General features: G+C 41.0%; 18 protein-coding genes. 7 read left to right on the forward strand and 11 right to left on the reverse strand.

Annotation, left to right across the window (positions count from 1 at the left end):
• The 4 genes from WBM98_RS02235 to WBM98_RS02250 all read right to left on the reverse strand — a co-directional run.
• Positions 1-2,141, reverse strand: a 2,141-nt coding sequence (locus tag WBM98_RS02235) for a GH92 family glycosyl hydrolase (protein ID WP_424364393.1), incomplete at its 3' end; no start/stop codon positions are given.
• On the reverse strand, positions 2,138-5,374 hold the full coding sequence (locus WBM98_RS02240; RefSeq protein WP_424364394.1) for a GH92 family glycosyl hydrolase: 3,237 nt from the start codon (positions 5,372-5,374) through the stop codon (positions 2,138-2,140). The genes WBM98_RS02240 and WBM98_RS02235, both read right to left, overlap by 4 nt.
• An 11-nt stretch (positions 5,375-5,385) precedes the next feature.
• Positions 5,386-7,155: a class I mannose-6-phosphate isomerase gene (locus WBM98_RS02245; RefSeq protein WP_424364395.1), complete on the reverse strand. Its 1,770-nt coding sequence runs from the start codon at positions 7,153-7,155 to the stop codon at positions 5,386-5,388.
• Between the two features lie 105 nt (positions 7,156-7,260).
• The gene (locus tag WBM98_RS02250) at positions 7,261-7,920 is read right to left on the reverse strand and encodes an NAD(P)H-binding protein (RefSeq protein WP_424364396.1); all 660 of its coding nucleotides are present in this window, start codon (positions 7,918-7,920) and stop codon (positions 7,261-7,263) included.
• A 38-nt stretch (positions 7,921-7,958) separates the two neighbouring features.
• Between WBM98_RS02250 and dinB the strand changes: the two genes are divergently transcribed.
• The 3 genes from dinB to WBM98_RS02265 all read left to right on the forward strand — a co-directional run bounded on the left by dinB (position 7,959) and on the right by WBM98_RS02265 (position 12,277).
• Positions 7,959-9,059: a DNA polymerase IV gene (gene dinB, locus WBM98_RS02255; protein WP_424364397.1), complete on the forward strand. Its 1,101-nt coding sequence runs from the start codon at positions 7,959-7,961 to the stop codon at positions 9,057-9,059.
• A 351-nt stretch (positions 9,060-9,410) separates the two neighbouring features.
• Positions 9,411-11,396 (forward strand): LTA synthase family protein, encoded by a 1,986-nt coding sequence (locus tag WBM98_RS02260; RefSeq protein WP_424364398.1) that lies wholly within the window; start codon positions 9,411-9,413, stop codon positions 11,394-11,396.
• A complete protein-coding gene (locus WBM98_RS02265) occupies positions 11,393-12,277 on the forward strand; it encodes a diacylglycerol/lipid kinase family protein (protein ID WP_424364399.1) in 885 nt (294 codons plus the stop codon). The genes WBM98_RS02260 and WBM98_RS02265 overlap by 4 nt, the downstream gene beginning before the upstream one ends.
• Before the next feature lie 332 nt (positions 12,278-12,609).
• On the opposite strand, the gene WBM98_RS02270 is transcribed toward WBM98_RS02265, so the two are convergent.
• The 7 genes from WBM98_RS02270 to WBM98_RS02300 form a co-directional block, all read right to left on the reverse strand.
• On the reverse strand, positions 12,610-13,110 hold the full coding sequence (locus WBM98_RS02270; RefSeq protein ID WP_424364400.1) for a hypothetical protein: 501 nt from the start codon (positions 13,108-13,110) through the stop codon (positions 12,610-12,612).
• Positions 13,111-13,360: 250 nt separating this feature from the next.
• Entirely contained in the window at positions 13,361-13,828 is a 468-nt protein-coding gene (locus WBM98_RS02275; protein WP_424364401.1) for an Hsp20/alpha crystallin family protein, read from the reverse strand.
• Between the two features lie 409 nt (positions 13,829-14,237).
• On the reverse strand, positions 14,238-15,680 hold the full coding sequence (gene pyk, locus WBM98_RS02280) for a pyruvate kinase (protein WP_424364402.1): 1,443 nt from the start codon (positions 15,678-15,680) through the stop codon (positions 14,238-14,240).
• A gap of 3 nt (positions 15,681-15,683) precedes the next feature.
• A complete protein-coding gene (locus WBM98_RS02285; protein ID WP_424364403.1) occupies positions 15,684-16,148 on the reverse strand; it encodes an IPExxxVDY family protein in 465 nt (154 codons plus the stop codon).
• Between the two features lie 114 nt (positions 16,149-16,262).
• Complete coding sequence (gene rnc, locus WBM98_RS02290; RefSeq protein WP_424364404.1) at positions 16,263-16,994, reverse strand: ribonuclease III; 732 nt, start codon at positions 16,992-16,994, stop codon at positions 16,263-16,265.
• Between the two features lie 7 nt (positions 16,995-17,001).
• Positions 17,002-18,252: a beta-ketoacyl-ACP synthase II gene (fabF, locus tag WBM98_RS02295; RefSeq protein ID WP_424364405.1), complete on the reverse strand. Its 1,251-nt coding sequence runs from the start codon at positions 18,250-18,252 to the stop codon at positions 17,002-17,004.
• A gap of 104 nt (positions 18,253-18,356) precedes the next feature.
• Complete coding sequence (locus WBM98_RS02300) at positions 18,357-18,590, reverse strand: acyl carrier protein (RefSeq protein ID WP_047247024.1); 234 nt, start codon at positions 18,588-18,590, stop codon at positions 18,357-18,359.
• A gap of 286 nt (positions 18,591-18,876) precedes the next feature.
• Between WBM98_RS02300 and WBM98_RS02305 the strand changes: the two genes are divergently transcribed.
• The 4 genes from WBM98_RS02305 to WBM98_RS02320 all read left to right on the forward strand — a co-directional run bounded on the left by WBM98_RS02305 (position 18,877) and on the right by WBM98_RS02320 (position 23,140).
• Entirely contained in the window at positions 18,877-19,452 is a 576-nt protein-coding gene (locus WBM98_RS02305) for a phosphoribosylglycinamide formyltransferase (RefSeq protein WP_424364406.1), read from the forward strand.
• Complete coding sequence (locus WBM98_RS02310; RefSeq protein ID WP_424364407.1) at positions 19,452-20,087, forward strand: viroplasmin family protein; 636 nt, start codon at positions 19,452-19,454, stop codon at positions 20,085-20,087. Before WBM98_RS02305 ends, WBM98_RS02310 begins: the two co-directional genes overlap by 1 nt.
• A 179-nt stretch (positions 20,088-20,266) precedes the next feature.
• The gene (locus WBM98_RS02315) at positions 20,267-21,193 is read left to right on the forward strand and encodes a PfkB family carbohydrate kinase (protein WP_424364408.1); all 927 of its coding nucleotides are present in this window, start codon (positions 20,267-20,269) and stop codon (positions 21,191-21,193) included.
• A 48-nt stretch (positions 21,194-21,241) separates the two neighbouring features.
• On the forward strand, positions 21,242-23,140 hold the full coding sequence (locus tag WBM98_RS02320; protein WP_424364409.1) for an amidophosphoribosyltransferase: 1,899 nt from the start codon (positions 21,242-21,244) through the stop codon (positions 23,138-23,140).
• The last annotated feature ends 1,038 nt before the right edge of the window (positions 23,141-24,178 follow it).

Raw genomic sequence — 24,178 nt, forward strand, 5'->3', positions numbered from 1 at the left:
TCAAATAATGGACTTCCGAATTGAAAGGAGGGGTCTGCAGAAGTATGTCCCTGTACATCGAACAACCCCATAGAGGCCATGACATACCATGCCCCCAATTGTCCTTGATCCTCGTCCTGGCCAACCCCATAACCATGCAAAGGCTCCGTTCCATAGAATTCATTACAAATGGTACGCACCCATTTTTGGGTAAGCCATGGTTTACCCGAATAGTTGAACAACCAAGGGTTATGCAAACAGGGCTGGTTGCCGTGGTTGTACAATTTTTCCACGCCCGAAAAGCTATGTATTTCTTCAGATCCACCTCCGAACATGCTTTTTTGGGCATCAGCGAACATGGTCTCCAAGCGTTCATTGAACAATGGTTTGCCAATTAAATCAATGAGTCCGGCCGGGTCATGGGGCACATACCAGGTATATTGGTAGGCATTGCCTTCCTGAAAACCATCCCAACCTTTCATGGGATCGAAATCTTTAATAAAGGAACCATTTTCAAGTTTAGGTCGTATAAATTTTGTCTTGGGATCAAACAGATTTTTATAATAATCCGCCTGCCCTATCAACTTGTCATAATTGGACTTGTCATTCCTGCTTTTTGCCATTTGAGCTACCGCATAGGAACTAAAACTATATTCCAACGTGTGGGAACCCCCGAAATTGAACACCCAACCATTAGAGATAATGGAATCCTTATAAGGTACATACCTGTCTTTCACAAAATAGCTTAGGTCATATTTACCATTGCCCAAATTACGGCCATGGTACTCCAATTCATTCTTGAGGGCCGCTTCATACCCTGTTTCTACTTCAAAATCACGTATCCCCACATTGTAGGCCGAAGCCAATAACAGGCCCTGAAAATTGGTTTGCACCCCATTGGTATAGACTCCATTGGCGACCCCATCATGCAACCACCCACGATCCTTATAAAAATCGATATTTGATTGGATGTAGTCACTGAAGTAATCCGGATAGGCCAATGCCCATACTTGGCTCAAGTTCCAAAATCCTCCCCAAATTCCATCGGTATTATAATGATCATACTTTGGTTTACCCGTATCGTCCAATTCGGTATGGCCGATTTTTCCGTCGACCAAAGGATAATCCCCGTTGACATCGCTCGATAGTCCCCGACCCAACAAAGCATGGTACAGCCCGGTGTAAAACTTGATCCTATCGACCTTTTGGCCTCCTTCAACTACAATTCGGTTCAATTTTTTATTCCATAACACCTGGGATTCCTTTTTCACCATGTCAAACGACTTCCCTTTCGACTCCGTCTCTAAATTCAATCGGGCATTGGTAATGGAAGTATGGCTCAAACCCGTATGGATTTCGAGCACCTCATCTTGTTCCATGGTAAAGGTCAGGTACAAACCGTTGTTAATGCCTTTAGTTTCAATGTCCTCCTTCTTTTGTATACTATCCACAAAACTTCCGGTTCTTAAGGGTTCTTTGTTGAGTTTGGCCACAAAGTACATTTTCACCCTTTTTCCTGGATCGCAGAATTTCACATACTCGGGATAGGTTTCAATATACCCCTCTATTTCGTTCGCATTCACGATTCTTGCAAAAGCATCAGTTACATCACTGCTTTCCCCTTGTTTATGGCCTATATCGATTACCAAATGGGCTTCCTCTGACTTGGGGAAGGTATATCGGTGATACCCCACCCTTTCGGTCGAGGTCAGTTCTGCCTTTACCTTATAATCATCAAGAAATACCGAATAATAACCCGGCTTTGCCGTTTCACTGGCCTTGTTGAATCGGGACCGATACCCACTGTCTGGATCTTCCAAAGTACCTGGGACGGTTTTTAATGGTCCCACCGTAGGCATAAAAACCAACCCACCGATTTGAAATTCATGAAAATGACCAAACCCTTCAATAGAGGTGTGGCGATCATCATAGCCCGTTGGCCCCCAACTCCCTGGACTGTTATAGGCATTGGTATGTGGTGCCAATTTTGCCATTCCGAAAGGCCGCGCAGCCGGGGTATAAAAAAACCACCGCCCATGTACCGATCCTATTTGCGGATCCACATATTGTGTCAGGTCTTGTAAAGGTTTGTCATCTACCTTATTATCTTTACAACCAAAACTACATAAGAAAACAAAAAATAATGCTACTAAATATCTCATTTTTCAATTTGTTTAGGACTCTTTGGTAATTCCTGTACTCCCCAATCAAAATTCGGTTCGGGACCCATGATCAGTTCCAATTGACCCCCTTTCAACAACTCGCTTGCCGAAAACCAAAAATTGTCATGTATCTTACCATTCAAGGTAGCACTTTGAACATATTTATTACGGAAAGAGGTATTTTTTGCCTTGATGGTAAACGCCTTGCCCCTAACATATTCATTACCTAGATCTATGGTTACTTCCTCAAACAAAGGACTAGCTATTTCATAAATAGGGTCTGTTCTAGTGCCCCCATCGGTTTGAAAAAGGCCAAGGGAGGACATGATAAACCACGCGCTCATCTGCCCTTGATCTTCATCGCCCAAGTAGGCATTGGAAATACCGTACCCATAGTAGCGTGCCATGATATCCCGACTCCATTTTTGGGTGAGCCACGGCTTTTTTGCCCAATTGAACAAATAGGCAAAATGCATGGATTGTTGGTTGCCTTGAATGACCGGAAAATCCCAATAAAGGTCATTGGGTGCGTTGTACCGCCAAGTACTGCTCACATTGAATCCTCCATCCAAACGTTTTACAAATTCATCCTCCCCAATAATATCGATGAGGGCGGGAACGTCCTGTGGAACAAAAAAGGTAAGTTGCCAGGCATTACCCTCAACATATTGGTGGTTGCCTCCGGTTTTAATAGGATCGAAATCTTCATACCAACTACCATCGGAATGCCGTAAACGGGCAAAGCCAATTTCGGGATCGATGGCATTCTCCCACCAATATCCCCGATCGATGAATTGTTTATAGGCTTCCGTTTTATTCAAGGCCTTTGCAAACTGGGATACAGCAAAATCATCAAAGGAGTACTCCAACGTATTTGAAAACCGACCTTTGTTATAGGGCACATACTTGTATTTTATATACGCTTCCAAATCGCGATTACCGGCAAAACCATTCCCCACTTTTTCACCAGGTGTGGTTTGCATTTTATAAACAGCTTCAAAGGCTTTTTCAGCATCAAAATCTCGAATGCCCATTTGATAGGCCCCAACGATCAAGGGGATTTCGTGTTCGGCTACCATGACAGGAATATATTCCATGCCGGCAGGACCTTTGGCCAACCAGCCATTGGCATCGTACATAGCCAATTGTGATTTCACCCATTTTGAAGACCAATCTGGCGATATGAGGTTCCAAAACTGATTGAGGTTCCAGAACGTATTCCAAAAGGCATCACACCCTAGAGCCACGTCGTCCGAATTTGTAAATTTCCGAACATTCTCGCTGGCATCGACCCAGCTGCCGTCAACATCACTGAATATATTTCGACTTACCCATGCACGATACATATTGGAATAGAAACGCGTTTTTTCCAATCGGTCATCAGTGGTTATCCGCACCCTTTTGAGCAAATTTTCCCATGTGTCCTTTTGATGGTCACGGACCTTTTCGAAACTCCATCCGAAAGGCTCTGTAATTTCCTTTTTTAGATTTAAGGCGGCATTATCGATACTTACATAGGACAACCCTGTCCGTGTTTGCACCCTTTGGTTTTCTTCGGTATCGAACTCCAAAAACGCAACTACATCACTAGGGTTCTGTATCGTCCATTCTTCCTGATTCTTCAAAAATGAAGTTTGCCCTTTTTCCCCATCGGTCCATATGCCCATTTTTTGAATGGGTTGGTCAAATTCCATGACAAAATGAACGGTGTATTCCTGTTTGATGTCGTCCCAATCCCTTTTTCTATCCCCATCCTCTACCATCTGCTTTCTATAATATTGCTCTCCCCATACGGAGGGCGAAACCTGTTTACTAAACCCCGCGATTTGGTAATCACTGATTCTTTTAAAGTGGGCCTCTTCTATGGTATAGCCATATTCCGCGGGAATTTTTAGGTCGACCAGAATTCTCGACCCAGGGGTATCCTTGGGATAGGTGTAGCGCTGAAAACTACATCGGGTGGTAGCCGTAAGTTCCGCTTTTATATTATAGTCGCTTAATAGTGCCGCATAATGACCCAACGGAGTTTCTTCCGTTGTTTTGTCGATACGGGAACGGTATCCTGAATCCGGTTGCCCTTGATTCCCCATGATGGTGACCAACGGTCCGTTGGTCGCGAAAACTCCCAAGCCAGCCATGGTCCATTCATGAATATGGCTAAACGTTCCTATGCTTTCAAATGTGGGTTGGTATCCAGCCTGCCATCCCTCGTTTTGATTGTCTGGGCTGATCTTTACCATTCCAAAAGGCATCCACGGACCAGGGGCAATCATCCATCTTGAATGTCCCGAACCTAATTTGGTGTCTACATAATCGACCAAACGATTCACTTTTTGGGGTCCTCTCTTGATTATTCCCTCTTGCACGATTTTACCATCCTCCAAAATAGCATACCTGCTTTCCTTTATAGCATCAACGGCCGGCATGGGCACCTCGAAAATTGCCCTGCCATGTTCCAGTCTTTTTTCGAAGATGTCCTTACCATCGAGCTGCACGGTAAGTAGCGGTGCACCTTCCAAATGTTGTACATCTACCCATAAGGGCTGGAAATTTTTGCCATTTTCATTGAGTTCATACTGGGCGGGAGCGACATCTCGAATAAAAATATTTTTGGGTTGTGATAGACTGGCTTCCTCCGGACCCTCCAATCTAATTTGATCGAACAACAACCAACTGCCATCAAGGGAGGTCAATTGAAGTTCGTTACCTCCGTGTTGCAACAGTTCCGCCGTTATGGGTACTTCTATGATTTGTTGCTGTGCTGCATCTATTTCGCCTTTCAAGGCATTGGGGTTCTTTCCTTTTTGTAGTTGGAACTTCCAGGATTTTCCATTTAAGGAAATTTTGAAAAGTGGTGGGTTTTCAGTGCTGCAATCCAAAATATCGACAATCAACTTCCAGTTACCTTTTTTTGGTTTATTGCCAATACCAAAGAGAATATTCAATTGATGGGGGCGTATTCCTGAAATACCCGAAGTACCGCCCCAATAATCAATAGCTCCCGGCAGAACATACGGAAAGTCTTTTTTTATATCAGAATACCCAACAATAAAAAAACGGTCTTCCCATCCAAAATCCTTTTCTAGGAAACGCTCATAATCCGCTGGGGCAAGTGCAAATTCATTGCCGTTATTATTGGCCTCCCCGAGTTGCCAAAGTATATGCTGTTGGGAATGTCCATAAACAGACGCTAGGATCATTAAATAGCATAGATAGCTCGTTCTTGTACTCATCGACCTCGTTTTTAACATGCTTCGTCTTTTACGAATGATATAATGACCTTAGCCTTGGTCTTACCCATATTTTTCAAGAAATAGTTTCCTGCAGCTGCCGGAACAGCAAAGGTTTCGGCATAATGGAAAGTTTGGGGCCTTGAACCTTCAACGGCCAATTCAATGGATGAGCCCTCTACCAACATTAGTACATGACATTGGGCATCGGTATTGATAGATACCTTACTATCGAATTCATATCTATAGATATCATAAAAATGATCTTGGTGTGTCGGTAAATGTATTTTCTCCCAACCCTCCCCTGATTCCTCAATGTTTGGCTTTGTTAAGAGGGTCTCGAAAACTATTTTACCCTGTCGTTCAAAATTCAGGTTTTCAAACGCCCTATCAATATTCAAGGGCCTAGGATTGCCTTCCAGATCCAATCGTTGCCAATCGTACATCTTAAAGGTAAAGATGTAGGGGGTGGCACTGATTTCCAAGACCATGTTGTTGGTACCTGAACAATGTATAGTGCCGTGGGGAATTAGAAAAAGATCATGTTTGTGGGCAGGAAGTTTCTGAACATATTTCGCAACCTCCAATTCTTCCTTGGTCGTATAACAGTGTTGTAATGCTTTTTTAAAATCCATGGGGGCAATACCTTCCTGAAAACCTAAATAGACTTCGGCATCGTCACCAGCATCCAAAATATAATAGGTTTCATCCTGTGTAAAGTTCTCTCCGAATTCCCTTTTGATATAATCCGGTTTCGGATGGCATTGAACCGAAAGGTTTCCACCTTGAAAGGTGTCCAAAAAATCAAACCGTATTGGGAATTCATCTCCAAAGCGCTTCCCTGCTTTCCCCAAAATGTTTGCACTGTTTTGGAACATCAACATATCAAATGAAACCTCTAATAAAGTTCCATCACTTTCAAATAACAAACCGTTCTCTGGAACGATCATTTCAAAAGACCATGCATAGTTCGGCACATTCTGATTTAAGTCCTTAAACCGTTCTTTCATCCATTGGCCGCCCCAAACGCCCGGTTCGAACCATGGCCTTACCCGAAAGTAACTTTGTGACATTCTTTTAAGTCCTTCCCTTAGTTCAGCTCCACTCATGTACACCGGATTTCCAGGTCTTTGCTGATCGACTATGATGGAAATATGGGGTAATAAACGCTTCTTCTCCCTATTTAAAATAGGCCAGTCCACAAAGTAAAAATGCTTATACATTTGTTTATGGTCCTTGGGGGCGCGAAGACCAAAATTAGTTATGCCATTGGCCCGCATACGATATTGAAGTTCATTCTTGGGCAGGTCAAAATAAACCAATAACCCATCGATGCCCATTTCGGACGCCCCTGTGCCATAAACAAAATTAATATCTGCCTTAGGGTCAATTTTAGCAGGTGCCATGCGCTTTCGATCAAAATAATCGCTTTGTTGTAAGCTGGTTTTATTTCCAAAAATAGGATCATCCCCACCTAAAAAAGGGGCTACCATCGCTTTGATTACTCTTTCAGGATGTAAAAAGGCATTGCTGTTAAGGAAGGAGACATGTAATCCCTTTTGCTGAAATGCCGTCTCTAATGAAGTACGCACCTCCTCCCAATCCACACCAATATATCCTTCTAAAATAACCGTTTCCACCGCACACAATTCATCGGCCAATGCGGCATATCCTTGTTTGATGATCCCTTCCCCTACAGAAAATGCCGGATAGATGTCATAAGACGAATCATCCTCAGTGGTCTTTTTTACGGGAATTAGGTTTTGGGAAGTTTTTCTTTGCATACGTAGTCAAAAAGATAGTACGTAACGAAGATAGGAATTTATATGTATATATGTCTATACATACTAAAATAAATTCCCTGTTGTATCCCTATTTTTTAACTTCTTTCAATGCCGTTCGGCCAAATCCTGAATGACATCAGAGGGTATCCTAACCCTGTCGTATTCATTATTGGCCAACCATACCATAGCCTTTGCAATTGTTTTGGGGTGGATTGTCTTATACTTCTTTAAAGGTCCGGCCATAACCAGATTCGCTACTTTCATCATTTGTTTGAAGATCCATTCCCCGATTCTCCGCTCCTCCCGCTTACCTCCTATCAAAGAGGGCTGTAGTAGGTATGTTTTTGGTATTTGGAGTTTTAACACAGCGTCTTCCATTTCACCTTTGGTCCTAGTGTAGAATATGTTGCTTTGGGAATTCGCACCTAATGCCGAAATAACAATAATCGTATCAATCCTATTTTCCTTGCAAAGCTCCGCTGCTTTCACTGGTATGCCAAAATCTATCTTTCTATACAAATCCTTATCAGGAGTCTTTGCCTTGGTCGTTCCAATACAGCAAAAGACCTTATCTCCCGTGAATTTCTCCTTAAAATCATTCAAAGTGAACATATCGCCAAGATATTCCTCTATTTTAGGATTGGCAATCCCTAAAGAGCTTCTTGAGAACAACTTGATTTTGGCATAGTTTGGGTCATGCAACAAAAGTTCCAACAATTTTCCTCCTGTCAATCCCGTTGCCCCTAAAATTATCGCTGTTTTCATTTATACCCTATCATTAAAAGTTATTATAAATTTACATTATGCAAACGGATTTCCCCATACGAAAGATCATTCACGTCGATATGGATGCCTTTTATGCGTCTGTGGAAGAACTCGATAATCCTGACCTTCGCGGAAAACCATTGGCCGTGGGAGGAAATGAAATCAGGGGTGTTGTTTCAGCAGCGAATTATGAGGCCAGAAAGTATGGTGTACATAGTGCCATGAGCGGCTATTTGGCAAAGAAAAATTGTCCGCACCTTACCTTTGTCAAACCCAGATTTAGTCGGTACAAGGAAATATCACAACTGATTAGAAACATATTTTTTGAATATACTGATTTGGTCGAGCCCCTATCGCTCGATGAGGCTTATTTGGATGTTACCACCAATAAAAAAGGCAATCCGTCAGCAACCTTGATTGCCCAAGAGATTAGACAACGCATTCTCGAAGAAGTAGGGCTTAAGGCATCGGCAGGCATTTCAATCAATAAGTTCATAGCCAAGGTCGCCAGTGATTTCAACAAACCCAATGGCCAGAAAACGGTCAACCCTGAGGAAGTACTGCAGTTCATGGAAGATTTAGAAATTAGGAAGTTCTACGGAGTAGGCAAGGTAACGGCCGATAAAATGTACCAATTAGGCATATTTACGGGCAAAGAACTCAAAGAAAAAACACTTGAATTTTTAGAATCCCATTTCGGCAAAAGCGGCTCTTATTATTATAATGTCGTGCGTGGCATGCACCCTAGTGAAGTTAAACCCCATCGCATCCCAAAATCAGTCGGTGCTGAACGAACCTTCAATGAAAATCTGAGCAGTGAGATCTTTATGATGGAACGTTTGGAACATATTGCGAACGAACTTGAAAAACGCTTAAAAAAATCAAAAATAGCCGGAAAGACGATTACCCTGAAAATCAAGTACAGCGATTTTACACTTCAAACCCGGAGCAAGACAATGCCCTATTTTATTGCCGATCAATCGCTGATTTTTGAGCTCTCAAAAGAATTGCTCTATCAGGAAAAAATGGAGAATTCCGTGCGTTTGTTGGGCATTTCCCTAACCAATCTGAATACCGAAAAAAAGAAAACCGAGCCAAAGGAAGATGCAATATCCGTACAATTACAATTTGACTTTTAGGACCTACCCATATTGGTTTTGTACATTGATTTTGGAGGATCACATTCCTTACGAAAGGGTTTGGAAAAACCTCGACCTAAAAAGCACCTTTATGTCTTTTTACAATAGCGTTCATATACCCTTTTAATTTTAAAGTGCCTTCTTTGGTTTACAGACTTTTACTTGCTTGAAATACATCAGCAAACCGCACTTGATGTACATAAAACCTGTAAAAAAATGTTGTTATGCCGCCATACCCTTTTAGACCAATATCAAGACGCGATACGCAACGGTCAGGACACATCATCACCAACTTTAAGATCACTTTAGAATTTAACCCTAAATTTGCTTCCAGTCTATATAACACTTCGAATGTGGTCAAAACTTTTTCCTAAACGATTCACCCTCCTTAAGACTTGGGTACTCGTTTTTTTAGCAATTTCCTTTTTAGTACGCCTTAGTTTTTTGATCTGGGATAATTCTGAAGTGGATAAAGGGGTATTCGAGGTAGTACGGACCTTTGCCACTGGTTTTCTTTACGACTTGGCTACCATCGCATTCTTTAATATACCTTATCTCCTCTATTTATTGCTGTTCCCGGTGAAATGGTATGGTTCCGCTGTGGATAGAACCATTACATCTTTTGGGTTCTTTTTGGGAATTCTGATTATCTATTTTTCATTTTTCGGCGAGTTCACCTTTTGGGACGAATTTCAAAGGCGGTTCAATTTTATAGCGGTCGATTACCTGATTTACACCTATGAGGTGGTCAAGAATATCAATGAATCCTATCCCTTACCCATTCTATTGACATCTTTGATGGCCTTAGTGGCAGTAACCCTTTTTGTAACCAATAAATTCGGGGTATTTCGAAGTACTTATCAAAACAAAACACCGTTCAAACAGAAACTGATGGCTTCGGCACCTTGGTTCGTTATTGTATTCGTGTCTGTTGGTTTCATAACCAATGATCAGGCAGAATGGTCCCCAAACCGTTTTAACAACGAACTTTCAAAGGCAGGTATTTATTCTTTTTTCGCCGCATTCAATAACAATGAACTCGCCTATTCGGAATTCTATAGGACAATACCTGATAAAGAGGCATTTGCAACAGTAAAAAAAGTGTTTCAGGACCATGGTGACACCTTTGAACATCCCTTAAATAATGAGCTTTTCCGATTTGTAAAAAATTCGGATAGCTTAACTACAGTGCTTACACCGAATATCATCTTTATCTGTATTGAGAGTCTTAGTGGGAAATACCTGAATTCGCTTGGGGGTAATTATAATATTACCCCCACATTGGATTCCTTGGCCAATAAGGGTTTGTTCTTTACGAATCTATATGCCACCGGTACCCGCACCGTTAGGGGAATGGAAGCAATAACTTTGTCCATTCCCCCAACTCCAGGACGAAGTATCGTGAAACGTAAAAACAATTTGGGTCTTTTCACCATTGGCGAAGTGTTCAAGGAAAAAGGCTATGAACGGAATTTCTTCTATGGTGGCGATGGGTATTTCGATAATATGAATACCTATTTTGGCGGAAACGGTTTCAATATCATTGACAGGGGGCGTGGTTTTCTTTTGGACAAAAACATTACGACAACCCGAACAAACATCGAGGACAATGAAGTTACCTTTGAGAATGCCTGGGGTGTTTGCGATGCCGATATCTACAATAAGGTCATCAAGGAAGCCGATAAAGCCCATGAAACCGGAAAACCGTTTTTTGATTTTGTCATGACCACTTCCAATCACAAGCCTTTTACCTATCCTGAAGGGGAAATAGATATTCCCTCAGGTACTGGGAGAAAAGGAGGTATCAAATATACCGACTATGCCATAGGCGAATTCCTAAAAACGGCACAGACCAAACCTTGGTATACGAATACGGTATTTGTTATTATGAGCGACCATTGCGCCAGTAGTGCAGGGCGTTGGGAATTGGATATCAAAAACTATCATATTCCCGCATTGATCTTTAACCTCCCCGATGCACACCCCCTTCATATAGATAATCTAAGTTCACAGATCGATATGTTCCCAACATTATTTGCCCAGCTCAAATGGGATTACCGATCCAATCTATTCGGCCAAAACATCTTAAAAATGAAACCTTCCAATGAGCGCGCCCTTATAGGCAACTATCGCAAACTGGGCTATTTGAAAGACGACAAAGTGATGGTTTTGGGTGATGGGAATACAGCCAACTTCTATCAATGGAATTCAGGGGATAACAGTTTACTCCCGCTGAAAATAGACTACACCTTTCTACGTACCGCCATATCGAATTATCAAGTAGCCGATTATCTATACCATAATGATGGGTTAAAATTAAAGGATACAGATAAATGATAGAAATCCATTTTATCGTTAATCCTATCTCAGGTCACGGGAAATCCCCATTGACCAAGTCATTTCTTGAACCCTATTTTGTAAAAAACGTACATCATCTGACGGTAAAACATTCTGCCTATAAAAAGCATGCCGCTGCCCTAACGAAAGATTCAATTACTGAGAACGCCGCTATTATCGTGGCATGTGGTGGAGATGGGACAATCAACGAAGTCGCCTCGTGTCTTGTCGGCACGGATATACCCATGGGTATCATTCCAATGGGTTCTGGCAACGGTTTGGCCTCCAACCTACAAATTCCTAAAAATATAAGGAAGGCATTGGCCATTATTAAAAACAAGAAGTCAATCAAAATCGATGTTGGGCAAATCAATAACCGTTATTTTTTCAGCAATATGGGTATTGGCTTCGATGCTAGTGTGATCAAACATTATGAATCTTCCCAGAAACGCACCCTTTATGGGTACTTGAATGCCTGTCTTACTTCTTTTCGGGATATGGGACGAAACCGAAACCTCGAAGTTCGCATCAACGATATGAACCAATTGGTCAATCCCTTTATTATACTGATATCCAATTCAAATGAAATGGGCTACCATGTGAGCCTTACACCAAAAGCGTCTTTGCAGGATGGTCTTTTGGATGTATTGATCGTTTCAAGAATCAATAGATTGAAAATGCTGTGGTTTGGTATTCTGATCCTATTGAGAAAGGTGTATTGGTTACCGGAAGCCAAAAGTTTTCAAACGAAAGAATTATACCTGAGCAAAAGCAATGGTGATTATTTTGAATCGCAGATAGATGGTGAGCTCTTTGAAATAACCGATAAAAATTTGAACATTTCCATATTGGAAAAATCATTGGAAATCCTGGTTCCGTAAGAATTGTTTTAAACACTGCCTATCCTGTTCAAGGCAACTTAAACCACGCTTCGTGCCTCTTTCGAAGTTGGGGGCTTTTGTAGAATTGAAATGGCCCACCCCCATTCATTATGATTGGGTTAACCCCGTCACCTACCTAATCTCTGGGTTCAGTACCCTTTAAGTGAAACCCTGGGGAAGGACATATGTTTATTGATACGCATGTATATCGGGTGACAAACGCTATAAAAAAACCGAGTGTTAGGGCGCCTCGGTCTTTATTTAGTTGAAGTTCTTACCAATAAGGTGTCTTTCATGGCATAACATCAAACGTATCCCTTGCAATACACAGACTAATCTTTCGAACCTCCCTCTTCCTGTTTTCCCAATTCGGATTGGTAACGTTCCAAAAACTTTCGTTGCATATGTTCCATACGTTCCCTGACCCGGTCGATATCCATAAAATCTTGCCCAAATTCGCTTTCAAAAAAATCGTTTGTAAAAAACTGTTTGGTAAATAGTGAATCCTCGCTGAAAAATCCGGGGTAACCTTCCCCATTAAAGTCGGAAAAACTTCGATAGAACCTCGATTGCATCGATTTTAAGACACTGTCCTTATCCATAGTGGCAAGATCATCAAGGTCCGTATTCGAGGACCATGAATAGATTGAGTCGTAACGAATAAGGTTGCCATCCTCATCGAATTCCTTATTTATTTTCCAGCTTCCTTTTGGGGTTTCAGTAAGTTGTTCTTCGTTCCCTTTCATTTGGGCGTTGTCCTTAGTTTTATTTTCCTGGCTATTGCAACTCATTGTTAAAAGTGCAGACAAAACCAGTATACTATATTTTTTCATTGTACCTTAATTTTATAATTAGCGATTATTTTATGCTGCAGCACATCGCATGCGCGACATTGGTGCTCATTATTCCGTGGTTCTTTACTACTTCTACATTTGAATTTAATAGATTGGCCAGAAAAATCCGACTACGGATTTGTTCTCAGTGCCTCAACACATGCGCTCATCGTGAATACCAAAGAGACCAACCTTCATTTACAACGAAAATTAAACGGAAATCGGCGATGCCGATTTCCGTTGCTAATTCTCATGAAATCTTAATACTTCTTGGCTGTTTTTGAATGGCCTCTTCCTTCTTGGGAAGATGTACGCTAAGAATCCCATCGGTATACATAGCCTTTATCTTCTCTTCCTTTATGGTTTCCGGTAGTGAGAAGGAACGTTTAAACGAGGCGTATCCAAATTCCCTTCGGGTATACTTTTCTTCCTCCTTTTCATCGTTTTGGTGCATTTCTGATGAAATGGATAGCACCTTATTTTCCAAATCGATATGGAAATCCGATTTTTTCATTCCTGGCACTGCCATATCAACAAAATAGGCGTCCTTGGTTTCCCTGATATTTACTTTTGGGAGTGTTATGCCCATGTTGAAATTGGCCGTGAAAACAGAAGGTAGGTCTTGATTGACCATTTCATCAAACCAAGTCGGGAAAGTGAAGCCGTTCGAAGTTGATTTTGCCAAATTTTTGTTTCCAATTGTTGCTAAAGTACCCATAACTACAAAAGATTTACGTTAAACAATCATTCAAAAAATCATCTGAGACAGAGCAAAATGAATGCCGAAACCTACATTGGGGCAAAGCACTAAAAAAAATTAAAATTCCCTTAAGAATTTATTCTTATAATTATTAAAGAAGTCCTAATAAAAAATGTCAGAATGGCATTTGGCAGCAATATCAAATGTCATTCTTTCATTTATCACATGGTGAGGAAGCGGGGTCAAGAATACGAAAGGTTTCTGATCGTTTTACCTTTATTTTATGGTAATAGGTTTATTTTAAGAAATGACCAGCAACTAGAAAACACCAATAGTCTGGTTAAGGATTACGTAATGAACCTTGTTTTTATACATCACGCAAGAAATAAATAAACCACCTATACGATTTACGAGAATTTGGATGCTATTAATAGTTGCAGGTTTGGATCTCAGTAACCCTTAGGGTGTTCACCATTCCCTTGTCCTTAATAGGCATAGCCGCCAAACTGATCAACATATCACCTACTTCCAAAAACCCCTTTTTACATGCGATGCCATTCACATCCTCAATAGTCTCATCGGTTGAAACATACTTATCGTAATAAAAAGCCTTAACCCCCCAAAGTAAATTCAGCTGGGTCAAAATCCTTCTATTGGAGGTAAATACCAAAATATGGGCACTAGGCCTCCAAGCGGAGATTTGAAAAGCCGTATAGCCGCTATTGGTCAAGGTAGAGATGGCCTTGGCCTTTATCTCATTGGCCATAATGGCCGCATGATAACACACTGATTTCGTAATATATCTATTCGTTCTAATATTAGGGGGTTCTTGTGGCACAGAGATCAGCTCAGAATTCTCAACACTGATCAAGATACTCGCCATTTTTTCTATCACTTGTACGGGGTAATTGCCGACCGAGGTTTCACCGGAAAGCATCACCGCATCTGCACCATCCATCACTGAATTGGCCACATCATTGACTTCCGCCCTTGTGGGTGTAAGACTGGTAATCATGGTCTCCATCATCTGGGTGGCAATAATAACGGGTATTCTGGCCTTTTTGGCACGTAATACCAATTTTTTCTGGATCAAAGGAACCTCGTGGGCAGGGACCTCAACGCCCAAATCTCCACGGGCCACCATCAAGCCGTCGCAATAAGAGACAATCTTATCAATATTCTCAACCGCCTCCGGTTTTTCAATTTTGGCAATAATCGGTATTTTGTGTTTTGAATGTTCCTTGATAATATTTTGTAGGTCAATGATGTCCTGACTATGTCTCACAAAGGACAATGCAATCCAGTCCACATCCAGCGAAATCGCAAAAATGGCATCCTTGATATCTTTTTCGGTAAGTGCCGGCAATGAGATATTGGTATTGGGTAAGTTCACCCCTTTTTTCGATTTTAGTGGCCCTCCTTGAATTACCTTGGCCTTAACTTGGTCTTTCTTGTTGGTTGATAGCACTTCGAACATCAATTTCCCATCATCCAACAAAATTCGCTCTCCGGGATTCACGTCTTTTGGAAAAGCGTCATAATTCATATAAACCCTTTCTGAATTTCCTTCGAATGGCTCACCGGTTACGAAGGTAATTTCATCACCGGGAGCAACAACCACTTCTTCCGCCATTACACCAACCCTTAACTTAGGTCCTTGCAAGTCGCCCAAAATGGCAATATTGGTCTCCATTTCGGCATTGATTTCGCGAATCATATGTACACGTTGCCTTACATCTTCATAGTCGGCGTGCGAGAAATTAATCCTAAAGACATCAACACCAGCTTCTATCATATCCATGATTACTTCCTTACTACTTGTAGCAGGGCCCAGCGTTGCAACTATTTTCGTCTTTTTTTTATTTGGCATTCATTAAAAAATTAAGTTGTTTCTTGATTTCAATACATCTGCATCCACACTGTATGCAGTGATTATTCTTGGTATCGTCAGTAATTCCTTTAACAATAGGGCTTCGTTAATATCATCATCGTGTTCAATCTTGATGAAATAATCGACCTCTTTGTATTCTGGAACCAAATGGTGTTTTGCGAAGGAAGGTTCATCCTGAAAAAGGCCATCCCGTATCAAACGCTCTTTTTTGGTACTCTCATTTGAAATCAATAACCAATACCGGTCTTGGGTATCGTCTTGCCATTCAAAAAATGGAAATGCCTTGTATTCTGACAATTCCAGATCTTTTGGTGCCCTTGCGAATTTTGACATGAGTACCTTGTTTATGGCATACACGATTGAAAAATCGGGCATAGTACTATGTAATGCGATAAGGGTAAAGGATTCCTCGTAAAAATCCACGCTAATTTTATGCACTGCTGCCATTTCCCTACAAAAGCGTAAATATATGATTAATAAAATATACTGCCTAGGCCACTAAAGGCGAAAGCCATTTTTGATCGATCTTGAATGATATATTTTCATTTTCTTGGGGCAGATTTAACCTATCCTGTCCTGAAGGGCGAAGAAGGCGCGTTTTGAAGCGCGTTCCTCTGCCTTCTTTTTAGAAGTTGCACGCGCTTTGGCCACAACTTTGTCCCCAATGGATAACTTCACTGCAAAATGCTTTAATTCATCGTTGCCAGTATCTTCATATACATCGAAGTTAAAGGCTTTTTTTTGTTTTTGGCACCATTCGATGATCAGACTCTTATAGCTAATGACTTTGCCTTCCAACTGTTCAATATCAACATAGGGAACAATCACTCTTTGACGGATGAATTTTTCACAATAGTTGTATCCTCGATCTAAATAAATGGCACCTACCAAGGCTTCAAAAACATTCCCGTGTATATTATCGCCGAAATGGGTTTTGGGAATTCTGCTTTCCACAAATTTTATCAAATTCAGATCTTTCCCCAATTCGTTCAAATGTTCCCTACTTACTATTTTTGAACGCATTTTGGTTAGATATCCCTCATCTCCTTCGGGAACTTCATTATATAGATATCTCGAAATAATGGTTCCCAACATCGAATCGCCAAGAAATTCGAGTCGTTCATAATTCATGGGGTTGCCTTTTTTGTCTTTTTTATTCAACGATCTATGCAAAAAGGCCTTTTTATATATTTCCAATTTCTTTGGCTTAAAGCCAAGAATATCGGTGATACCCAAAAAAAAATCCCCATCCTGTTTGGAATGGGAATTAAATATATTGGATGGGAAATTCATGGGTTGATTAACTGATTTTCTTAAAAACAACACAGGCATTATGACCGCCAAACCCAAAAGTGTTGCTCATAGCAACCTTCACATCCCTTTTTTGGGCCGTGTTTAAGGTAAGGTTGAGTTTTGGGTCAATATTTTCATCAACCGTTGTATGGTTTATCGTTGGAGGAACAATACCATGTACCATTGACAATATGGAAGCGATAGCTTCAATCGCCCCTGCCGCACCCAATAAATGGCCGGTCATTGATTTTGTGGAATTGATGTTGATTTTTGGCGCATGATCGCCAAAAACTTGGGATATGGCTTTCAGTTCCGCAACGTCACCTAAAGTCGTGGAAGTACCGTGGGTATTTATGGCGTCAACCTCTTCAATGCCTAAACCTGCATCCCTTAAGCAATTTTCCATAACCTTTACTACACCAATTCCATCAGGATGTGGTGCGGTCATATGGTAGGCGTCACTTGAAAGTCCGCCACCCATAACCTCTGCGTATATTTTTGCCCCTCTTGCTTTTGCATGTTCATACTCCTCCAAAATTAGGGCTCCTGCACCCTCCCCCAATACAAAGCCATCCCTGGTGGCATCGAAAGGTCTTGAAGCAGTTTCAGGACTGTCATTTCTAGTTGAAAGCGCATGCATGGCATTAAACCCTCCCATGCCTGCCAAGGTAACAGCAGCCTCGCTACCACCGGTAACAATAACATCGCAATGGCCTAATCGAATGTAGTTTAGGGCATCTATCATCGCATTGGCAGCTGATGCACAGGCAGAAACTGTTGTATAATTAGGACCCATAAAGCCGTGCTTAATTGAAATATTGGCTGGGGCAATATCCGCAATCATCTTAGGGATAAAGAAAGGATTGAATCTTGGTGTACCATCGCCTTCTGCAAAGTTTATCACTTCGTTTTGAAAAGTCTCCAGTCCACCGATACCTGCTCCCCAGATTACACCCACTCGAAATTTGTCGACGACATTAAGATCCAACTTGGAATCAAGTATGGCCTCATCCGAGGAAACCAGTGCATATTGTGCAAAACGATCTAGTTTACGCGCTTCTTTTCGGTCAAAATAATCTTCGGCATTGAAATTTTTAAGTTCGCAGGCGAACTTGGTCTTATACTTTTCAGTATCAAAATAAGTAATGGGTGCAGAGCCACTTTTACCCTTGACCAGGCCATCCCAATATTCCTCAATATTGTTGCCAATAGGTGTCAAGGCACCCAATCCAGTAACTACAACTCGCTTTAATTGCATTGTGCTAATTTTTTATTAATAAGCTAAGTGTAAATTAAATAAAAATATCCATGCAGCATATTTACCGCATGGATAATTATTAACGTGTTCAAGCAATCATAAGATTACTTCGCTTCTTCTATATAGCTTATGGCTTGGCCAACTGTTGCGATATTTTCAGCTTGATCATCAGGGATTTGAATATCGAATTCTTTCTCGAACTCCATAATCAATTCAACCGTATCCAGTGAATCCGCCCCTAAATCGTTAGTAAAGCTAGCTTCTGATACAACTTCGTTTTCATCAACTCCTAACTTATCAACGATGATAGCCTTAACTCTTGATGCAATGTCTGACATAATAATTTTGGTTTTAAAAATTTAAATTGTTGGCAAAAATAAAAAACTTTGGTGTTAATAATAGCTTTTAAGGTTAAAATGTCTAGTAATTTAAGAAATTTAAACACAAGAGTATTAATTTAGCCCAAAATAATTTCTTCGGTAACGTTTTAAGAAAAGTTCATAGGTCGTCGATTATAGCCCCTTTTTATTTTAGTGTGCCTGCTATGTTCTTTAATCCGGGTTCTTTTTCTTTACGGAATACTGAAAACAACAATGCTATTTTTCATATTAAAATCCATTATTTTTGAAAACCAAACAAATTGTTCTATTTGCCTCTGGTTCTGGATCCAATGTTGAAAATATAATTCGGTATTTTCAGGATAAGCCTAATGTTACTGTAGCCATCGTACTCACTAACAAAAGGGATGCCAAAGTTTTGGACCGCTGCAACAGATTGAATGTCAGTGCCTTATATTTCAACAAAGTGGCTTTTAAGGACACCGATTGCGTACTCGATATTCTTAAGGGAGCGCATCCTGACTTGATCGTCCTAGCCGGGTTTCTCTGGAAAATCCCTGAAAAGATCATTAAGGCCTTCCCAAACAAGATCATAAACATTCACCCTGCCTTGTTACCCAAATATGGGGGTAAAGGTATGTATGGGGCGAAAGTACATCATGCCGTAAAGGAAAATAGGGAAAGGGAATCGGGTATTACCATTCATTATGTCAATGAGTATTACGATGAAGGGACCATCATTCATCAGGCGAAAATAGAAATACGTCCTGAAGATAGTGCGGATGCGATTGCAGAGAAAGTGCATGCGCTGGAATATGCGCATTATCCAAGAATCATAGCTGAATTGTTAACGGACCATTAATGGCGAAAAAAGAAAAATTCTATGTCGTCTGGAAAGGCAAACGACCCGGGGTTTATACTAGTTGGGATGATTGTAAAGCGGCTATAACAGGTCATAAAGGGGCCCAATACAAATCGTTCCCCACCTTTGATCAGGCTAAAAAGGCCTATAATTCGAATTATGAGGAATACAAGGGGAAAAAGAATTCAAGCCCAAGCTTATCCCCAGAGCAGCTGCTTATGATCGGGGAGCCCGACTATCATTCCATTGCCGTAGATGCCGCATCAAGTGGCAATCCAGGGGTCATGGAGTACCAAGGGGTCGACACGAAGTCAGGTAAAAAACTATTCAAGCAAGGGCCATTTAAACAAGGAACCAATAATATAGGGGAATTTTTGGCCATTGTGCATGGGCTCGCCTTTTTAATGCAGCACAAGAGCGACCGTATTATCTATACCGACTCGAGAACGGCCATGAGTTGGGTTCGAAAAAAGACCTGCAACACCAAGTTAGTGGAAACCACTGAAAACAAAGATCTATTTGATTTGGTGCGCAGGGCCATTACGTGGTTAAAAACCAATTCTTACACCACCCCTATCGTAAAATGGGAAACCAAGGCCTGGGGGGAAATCCCGGCCGATTTTGGGAGGAAGTAAGCCATACCCTAAAATATAAATGCTGTTGTATCCAAAATGATCGAATTGGAACATTTTGGAGACTTCCAATTTTGCCACTGCTAAAAAAAATGTGCCCGTCAATAAATTTAATGATTTGATATCAACAGGGGTGGTTATTGGAATTTCAATACTGTATATTTGCACCAAAATTTCATTTGATGGGAAAATTGTTGATTGTCGGCACCGTTGCCTTCGATGCTATCGAAACCCCTTTCGGAAAAACAGATAAGATCTTGGGTGGTGCAGCAACCTTCATAGGCCTTGCGGCCTCTCAATTTGATGTACAATCGGCCATTGTATCTATCGTTGGCGATGATTTTCCGCAAGAATATATCGATTTACTCAAGAATAAGAATATTGATATTTCATCACTCGAAGTGGTAAAAGGGGGCAAGACCTTTTTCTGGAAAGGCAAATACCACAACGATTTGAATTCAAGGGACACCTTGGTGACCGAGTTGAACACCTTGGCCGATTTCAAGCCTGTGGTGCCCGAAAACTTCAAGAATGCCGAAGTGGTCATGTTGGGTAATTTACACCCCAACATTCAGATGAGTGTGCTCGATCAAATGACAAAAAGGCCCAAATTGGTTATTCTGGACACCATGAATTTTTGGATGGATAATGCCCTGGAAGAACTGATGCAAGTTATAAAACGTACCGATGTGATCACCATCAATGATGAGGAAGCCCGGCAACTCACTCATGAATATTCATTGGTAAAAGCGGCAGAGGAAATCCAGAAAATGGGGCCTAAATATGTAGTCATTAAAAAAGGGGAACATGGGGCTTTGTTGTTTCATAAGGAGGATGTTTTCTTTGCCCCTGCATTGCCTTTGGAAGAGGTGTTCGACCCCACAGGGGCAGGCGATACCTTTGCGGGGGGATTTGCCGGATATTTAGCCGCAACTGGTAATACATCATTCAACAATTTAAAAAATGCGGTTATCCATGGGTCCAATCTAGCTTCTTTTTGTGTTGAACGTTTCGGTACCGAAAGAATGGTAGCTCTTGACAGGAAACAAATAAATAAGAGAATGCATCAATTTAAGGCATTGACCCAATTTGATATTGAATTACAATAATACTACGCCCTGCAAAAATCGCCAGGGCTTTTTTAATCTATAGAAGCGATGAGCGACGCAATTAAGCATGAATGTGGTATTTCGGTAATCCGTTTACTCAAACCATTATCCTATTATAAAGAAAAATACGGTACGGCTTTTTACGGGGTGAACAAGATGTACCTGATGATGGAAAAACAGCACAATCGCGGACAGGACGGCGCTGGTTTTGCAAGCATAAAACTTGATGTGAACCCTGGCGAACGTTATATGAGCCGTGTTCGTTCCGTAGCACAGCAGCCCATACAGGATATTTTCGACCAAATCAATGACCGTATCAATGTGGCGTTTCAAGAACACCCCGAATACAAGGATGATGTCGAAGCCCAGAAAAAGAATATTCCATACATTGGTGAAGTGCTTTTAGGACATGTCCGCTATGGGACTTTTGGAAAGAACAGTATCGAAAATGTACACCCTTTCCTAAGACAGAACAATTGGATGCATCGGAACCTCATTGTCGCGGGTAATTTTAATATGACTAATGTTCATGAGCTTTTCGAAAACCTTGTACAAATCGGACAACATCCCAAAGAAATGGCCGACACTGTGACGGTAATGGAGAAGATAGGTCATTTTTTGGATGATGCCGTTGCCAAATTATACAAACAGATCAAAAAGGAAGGTTATAACAAAATGGAGGCTTCCCCCTTGATCGCCGAAAGATTGAAACTGAATAAAATCCTCAAGAGAGCTGCAAAAAACTGGGATGGGGGGTATGCGATGGCCGGAATGCTGGGTCATGGGGACGCCTTCGTACTTAGAGACCCATCAGGCATTAGGCCTGCGTATTTCTATAAGGATGATGAAGTTGTTGTTGTGGCTTCTGAACGACCTGCCATACAAACCGTTTTCAACGTGCCTTTTGAAGAAGTCAAAGAACTTGATCCTGGCCATGCCATTATCATCAAAAAAGACGGCAGCTCCTCGATCAAGGAAATATTAGAACCCAAAGAAAGAAAGGCCTGTTCGTTTGAGCGGATTTATTTTTCAAGGGGAAGTGATAAGGAAATCTACCAGGAACGCAAGGAACTGGGCAAGCTACTTTTTCCTCAAATCCTGAAGGCTATAGACCATGATATTAAGAATACGGTCTTTTCATACATACCGAACACGGCGGAAACTTCGTTCTTTGGTCTGGTAAAAGAAGCCCAGAATTATTTGAATTCAAGGAAGGAAGAACAAATCCTTTCGATCGGCTCAAAAATAACCCAAAAAGAATTGCATGAAATTCTTGAAATACGGCCAAGAATAGAAAAGGTGGCCATTAAGGATGCAAAGCTCAGAACCTTCATTACACAGGACAGTAGTAGGGATGATCTGGTTGCCCATGTTTATGATATTTCATACGGTTCTGTTAAAAAGAATGACAATCTTGTTATTATCGATGATAGTATTGTCAGGGGCACTACCCTTAAAAAAAGTATTTTAAGAATATTGGATCGGTTATCACCCAAAAAAATCATCGTTGTTTCATCAGCTCCCCAAATCAGGTATCCCGATTGTTACGGTATTGATATGGCCAAACTCGAGGACTTTATAGCCTTTAAGGCTGCCCTTGCCCTTCATGAGGATCATAACACATTGGATCAGGTAGCATTGATTTACAATAAATGTGTTGAGCAGGTCAATTCAAAGGATCATGAAATTGTGAACTATGTAAAGGAATTCTACGCCCCGTTCTCGGCGAATCAGATTTCCGAAAAGATCGGCGAATTATTAAGTCCCGACGACATGAGGGCTGAAGTCAAGATCATCTACCAAACCATAGAAAGTCTACATGCAGCGTGTCCGCTCAATCTAGGAGACTGGTATTTTACCGGAAACTATCCTACGGCGGGAGGAAACAAAGTCGTCAACAGGGCATTCATCAACTTTTTTGAAGGAAAGAACGAAAGAGCCTACTAAGGGCTTTATCGATGAAATACATCAAAATGTGCATTTCATCGATAATATACGCTGTTTATCGTGTTTATAGTCTATAAGGAAGTAGGCCCGCCTACTTTAGGCGTACCATAGCATAAGTAGGTTAAGTTCATGGTAAGATTTGGGGCAAAAAAGGTGGAGACTTCTCCACCTTTTTTATTTTAATGAGATTACAATTTGCAGCTGCCACGGGCGAAATTCAAAATTTGGAAAATCGCATCATCAGCGTCATTTTTCGGGGTCTCCCACTCGATTTACTCTTTATCGTATAGAGTTACACCCTTCACATCGATAGTTATCCCTTAGCAATTTACACTTCGCCCAATTAAACGGTCGTGGGCGAGGGCAAAAAGCCTATTTATCCATTAATCTTCACACTTTAACCAAGGATATGGGTTTTCATCTAAAACCTTTCATCACTTTGGAGTTATGCACTATGTTTGGAGGACCATAGCATAAGTAGGTTAAGTTCATGGTAAGATTTGGGGAAAAAGGTGGGGCAATGCCCCACCTTTTTATTTTTATGTGACCCTATTTTGAAACTACGATAAACGGTTCTTTAAAATAGATGGTCGAATCAAGCACATCAAATGGCGAAGTCTCCCACTCGATTTACTCTTTATCCTAGAATAGACACACCTTTCCTACATCAGCTGTAATCATAACCATTGTAATACGCATTTCAACCAGAGAACAGGGAGTTTGTCTAAAACCTTTCACGGCTTTGGAGTTAAGCATTATGTTTGCTGGACCATAGCATAAGTAGGTTAAGTTCATGGTAAGATTTGGGGAAAAAAGGTAGGACATTGTCCTACCTTTTTTATTTATGAAAACCCCAGTAATTAACAGGGTTAACCTTACCTTTTAAAGGTTGTATTGCGCATTTGCCGCGGAATATAAACCTAAAATTTGTTAAAATTTCTTTTTTATTTACCACAATACCAGTATTTTAGTGTTGCCATAGCATAAGTAGGTTAAGTTTATGGTAAGATTTGGGACGAAAAGGGTGGAGGCTTCTCC

Source organism: Maribacter sp., assembly GCF_049667165.1.
Taxonomy (GTDB): domain Bacteria; phylum Bacteroidota; class Bacteroidia; order Flavobacteriales; family Flavobacteriaceae; genus Maribacter_A.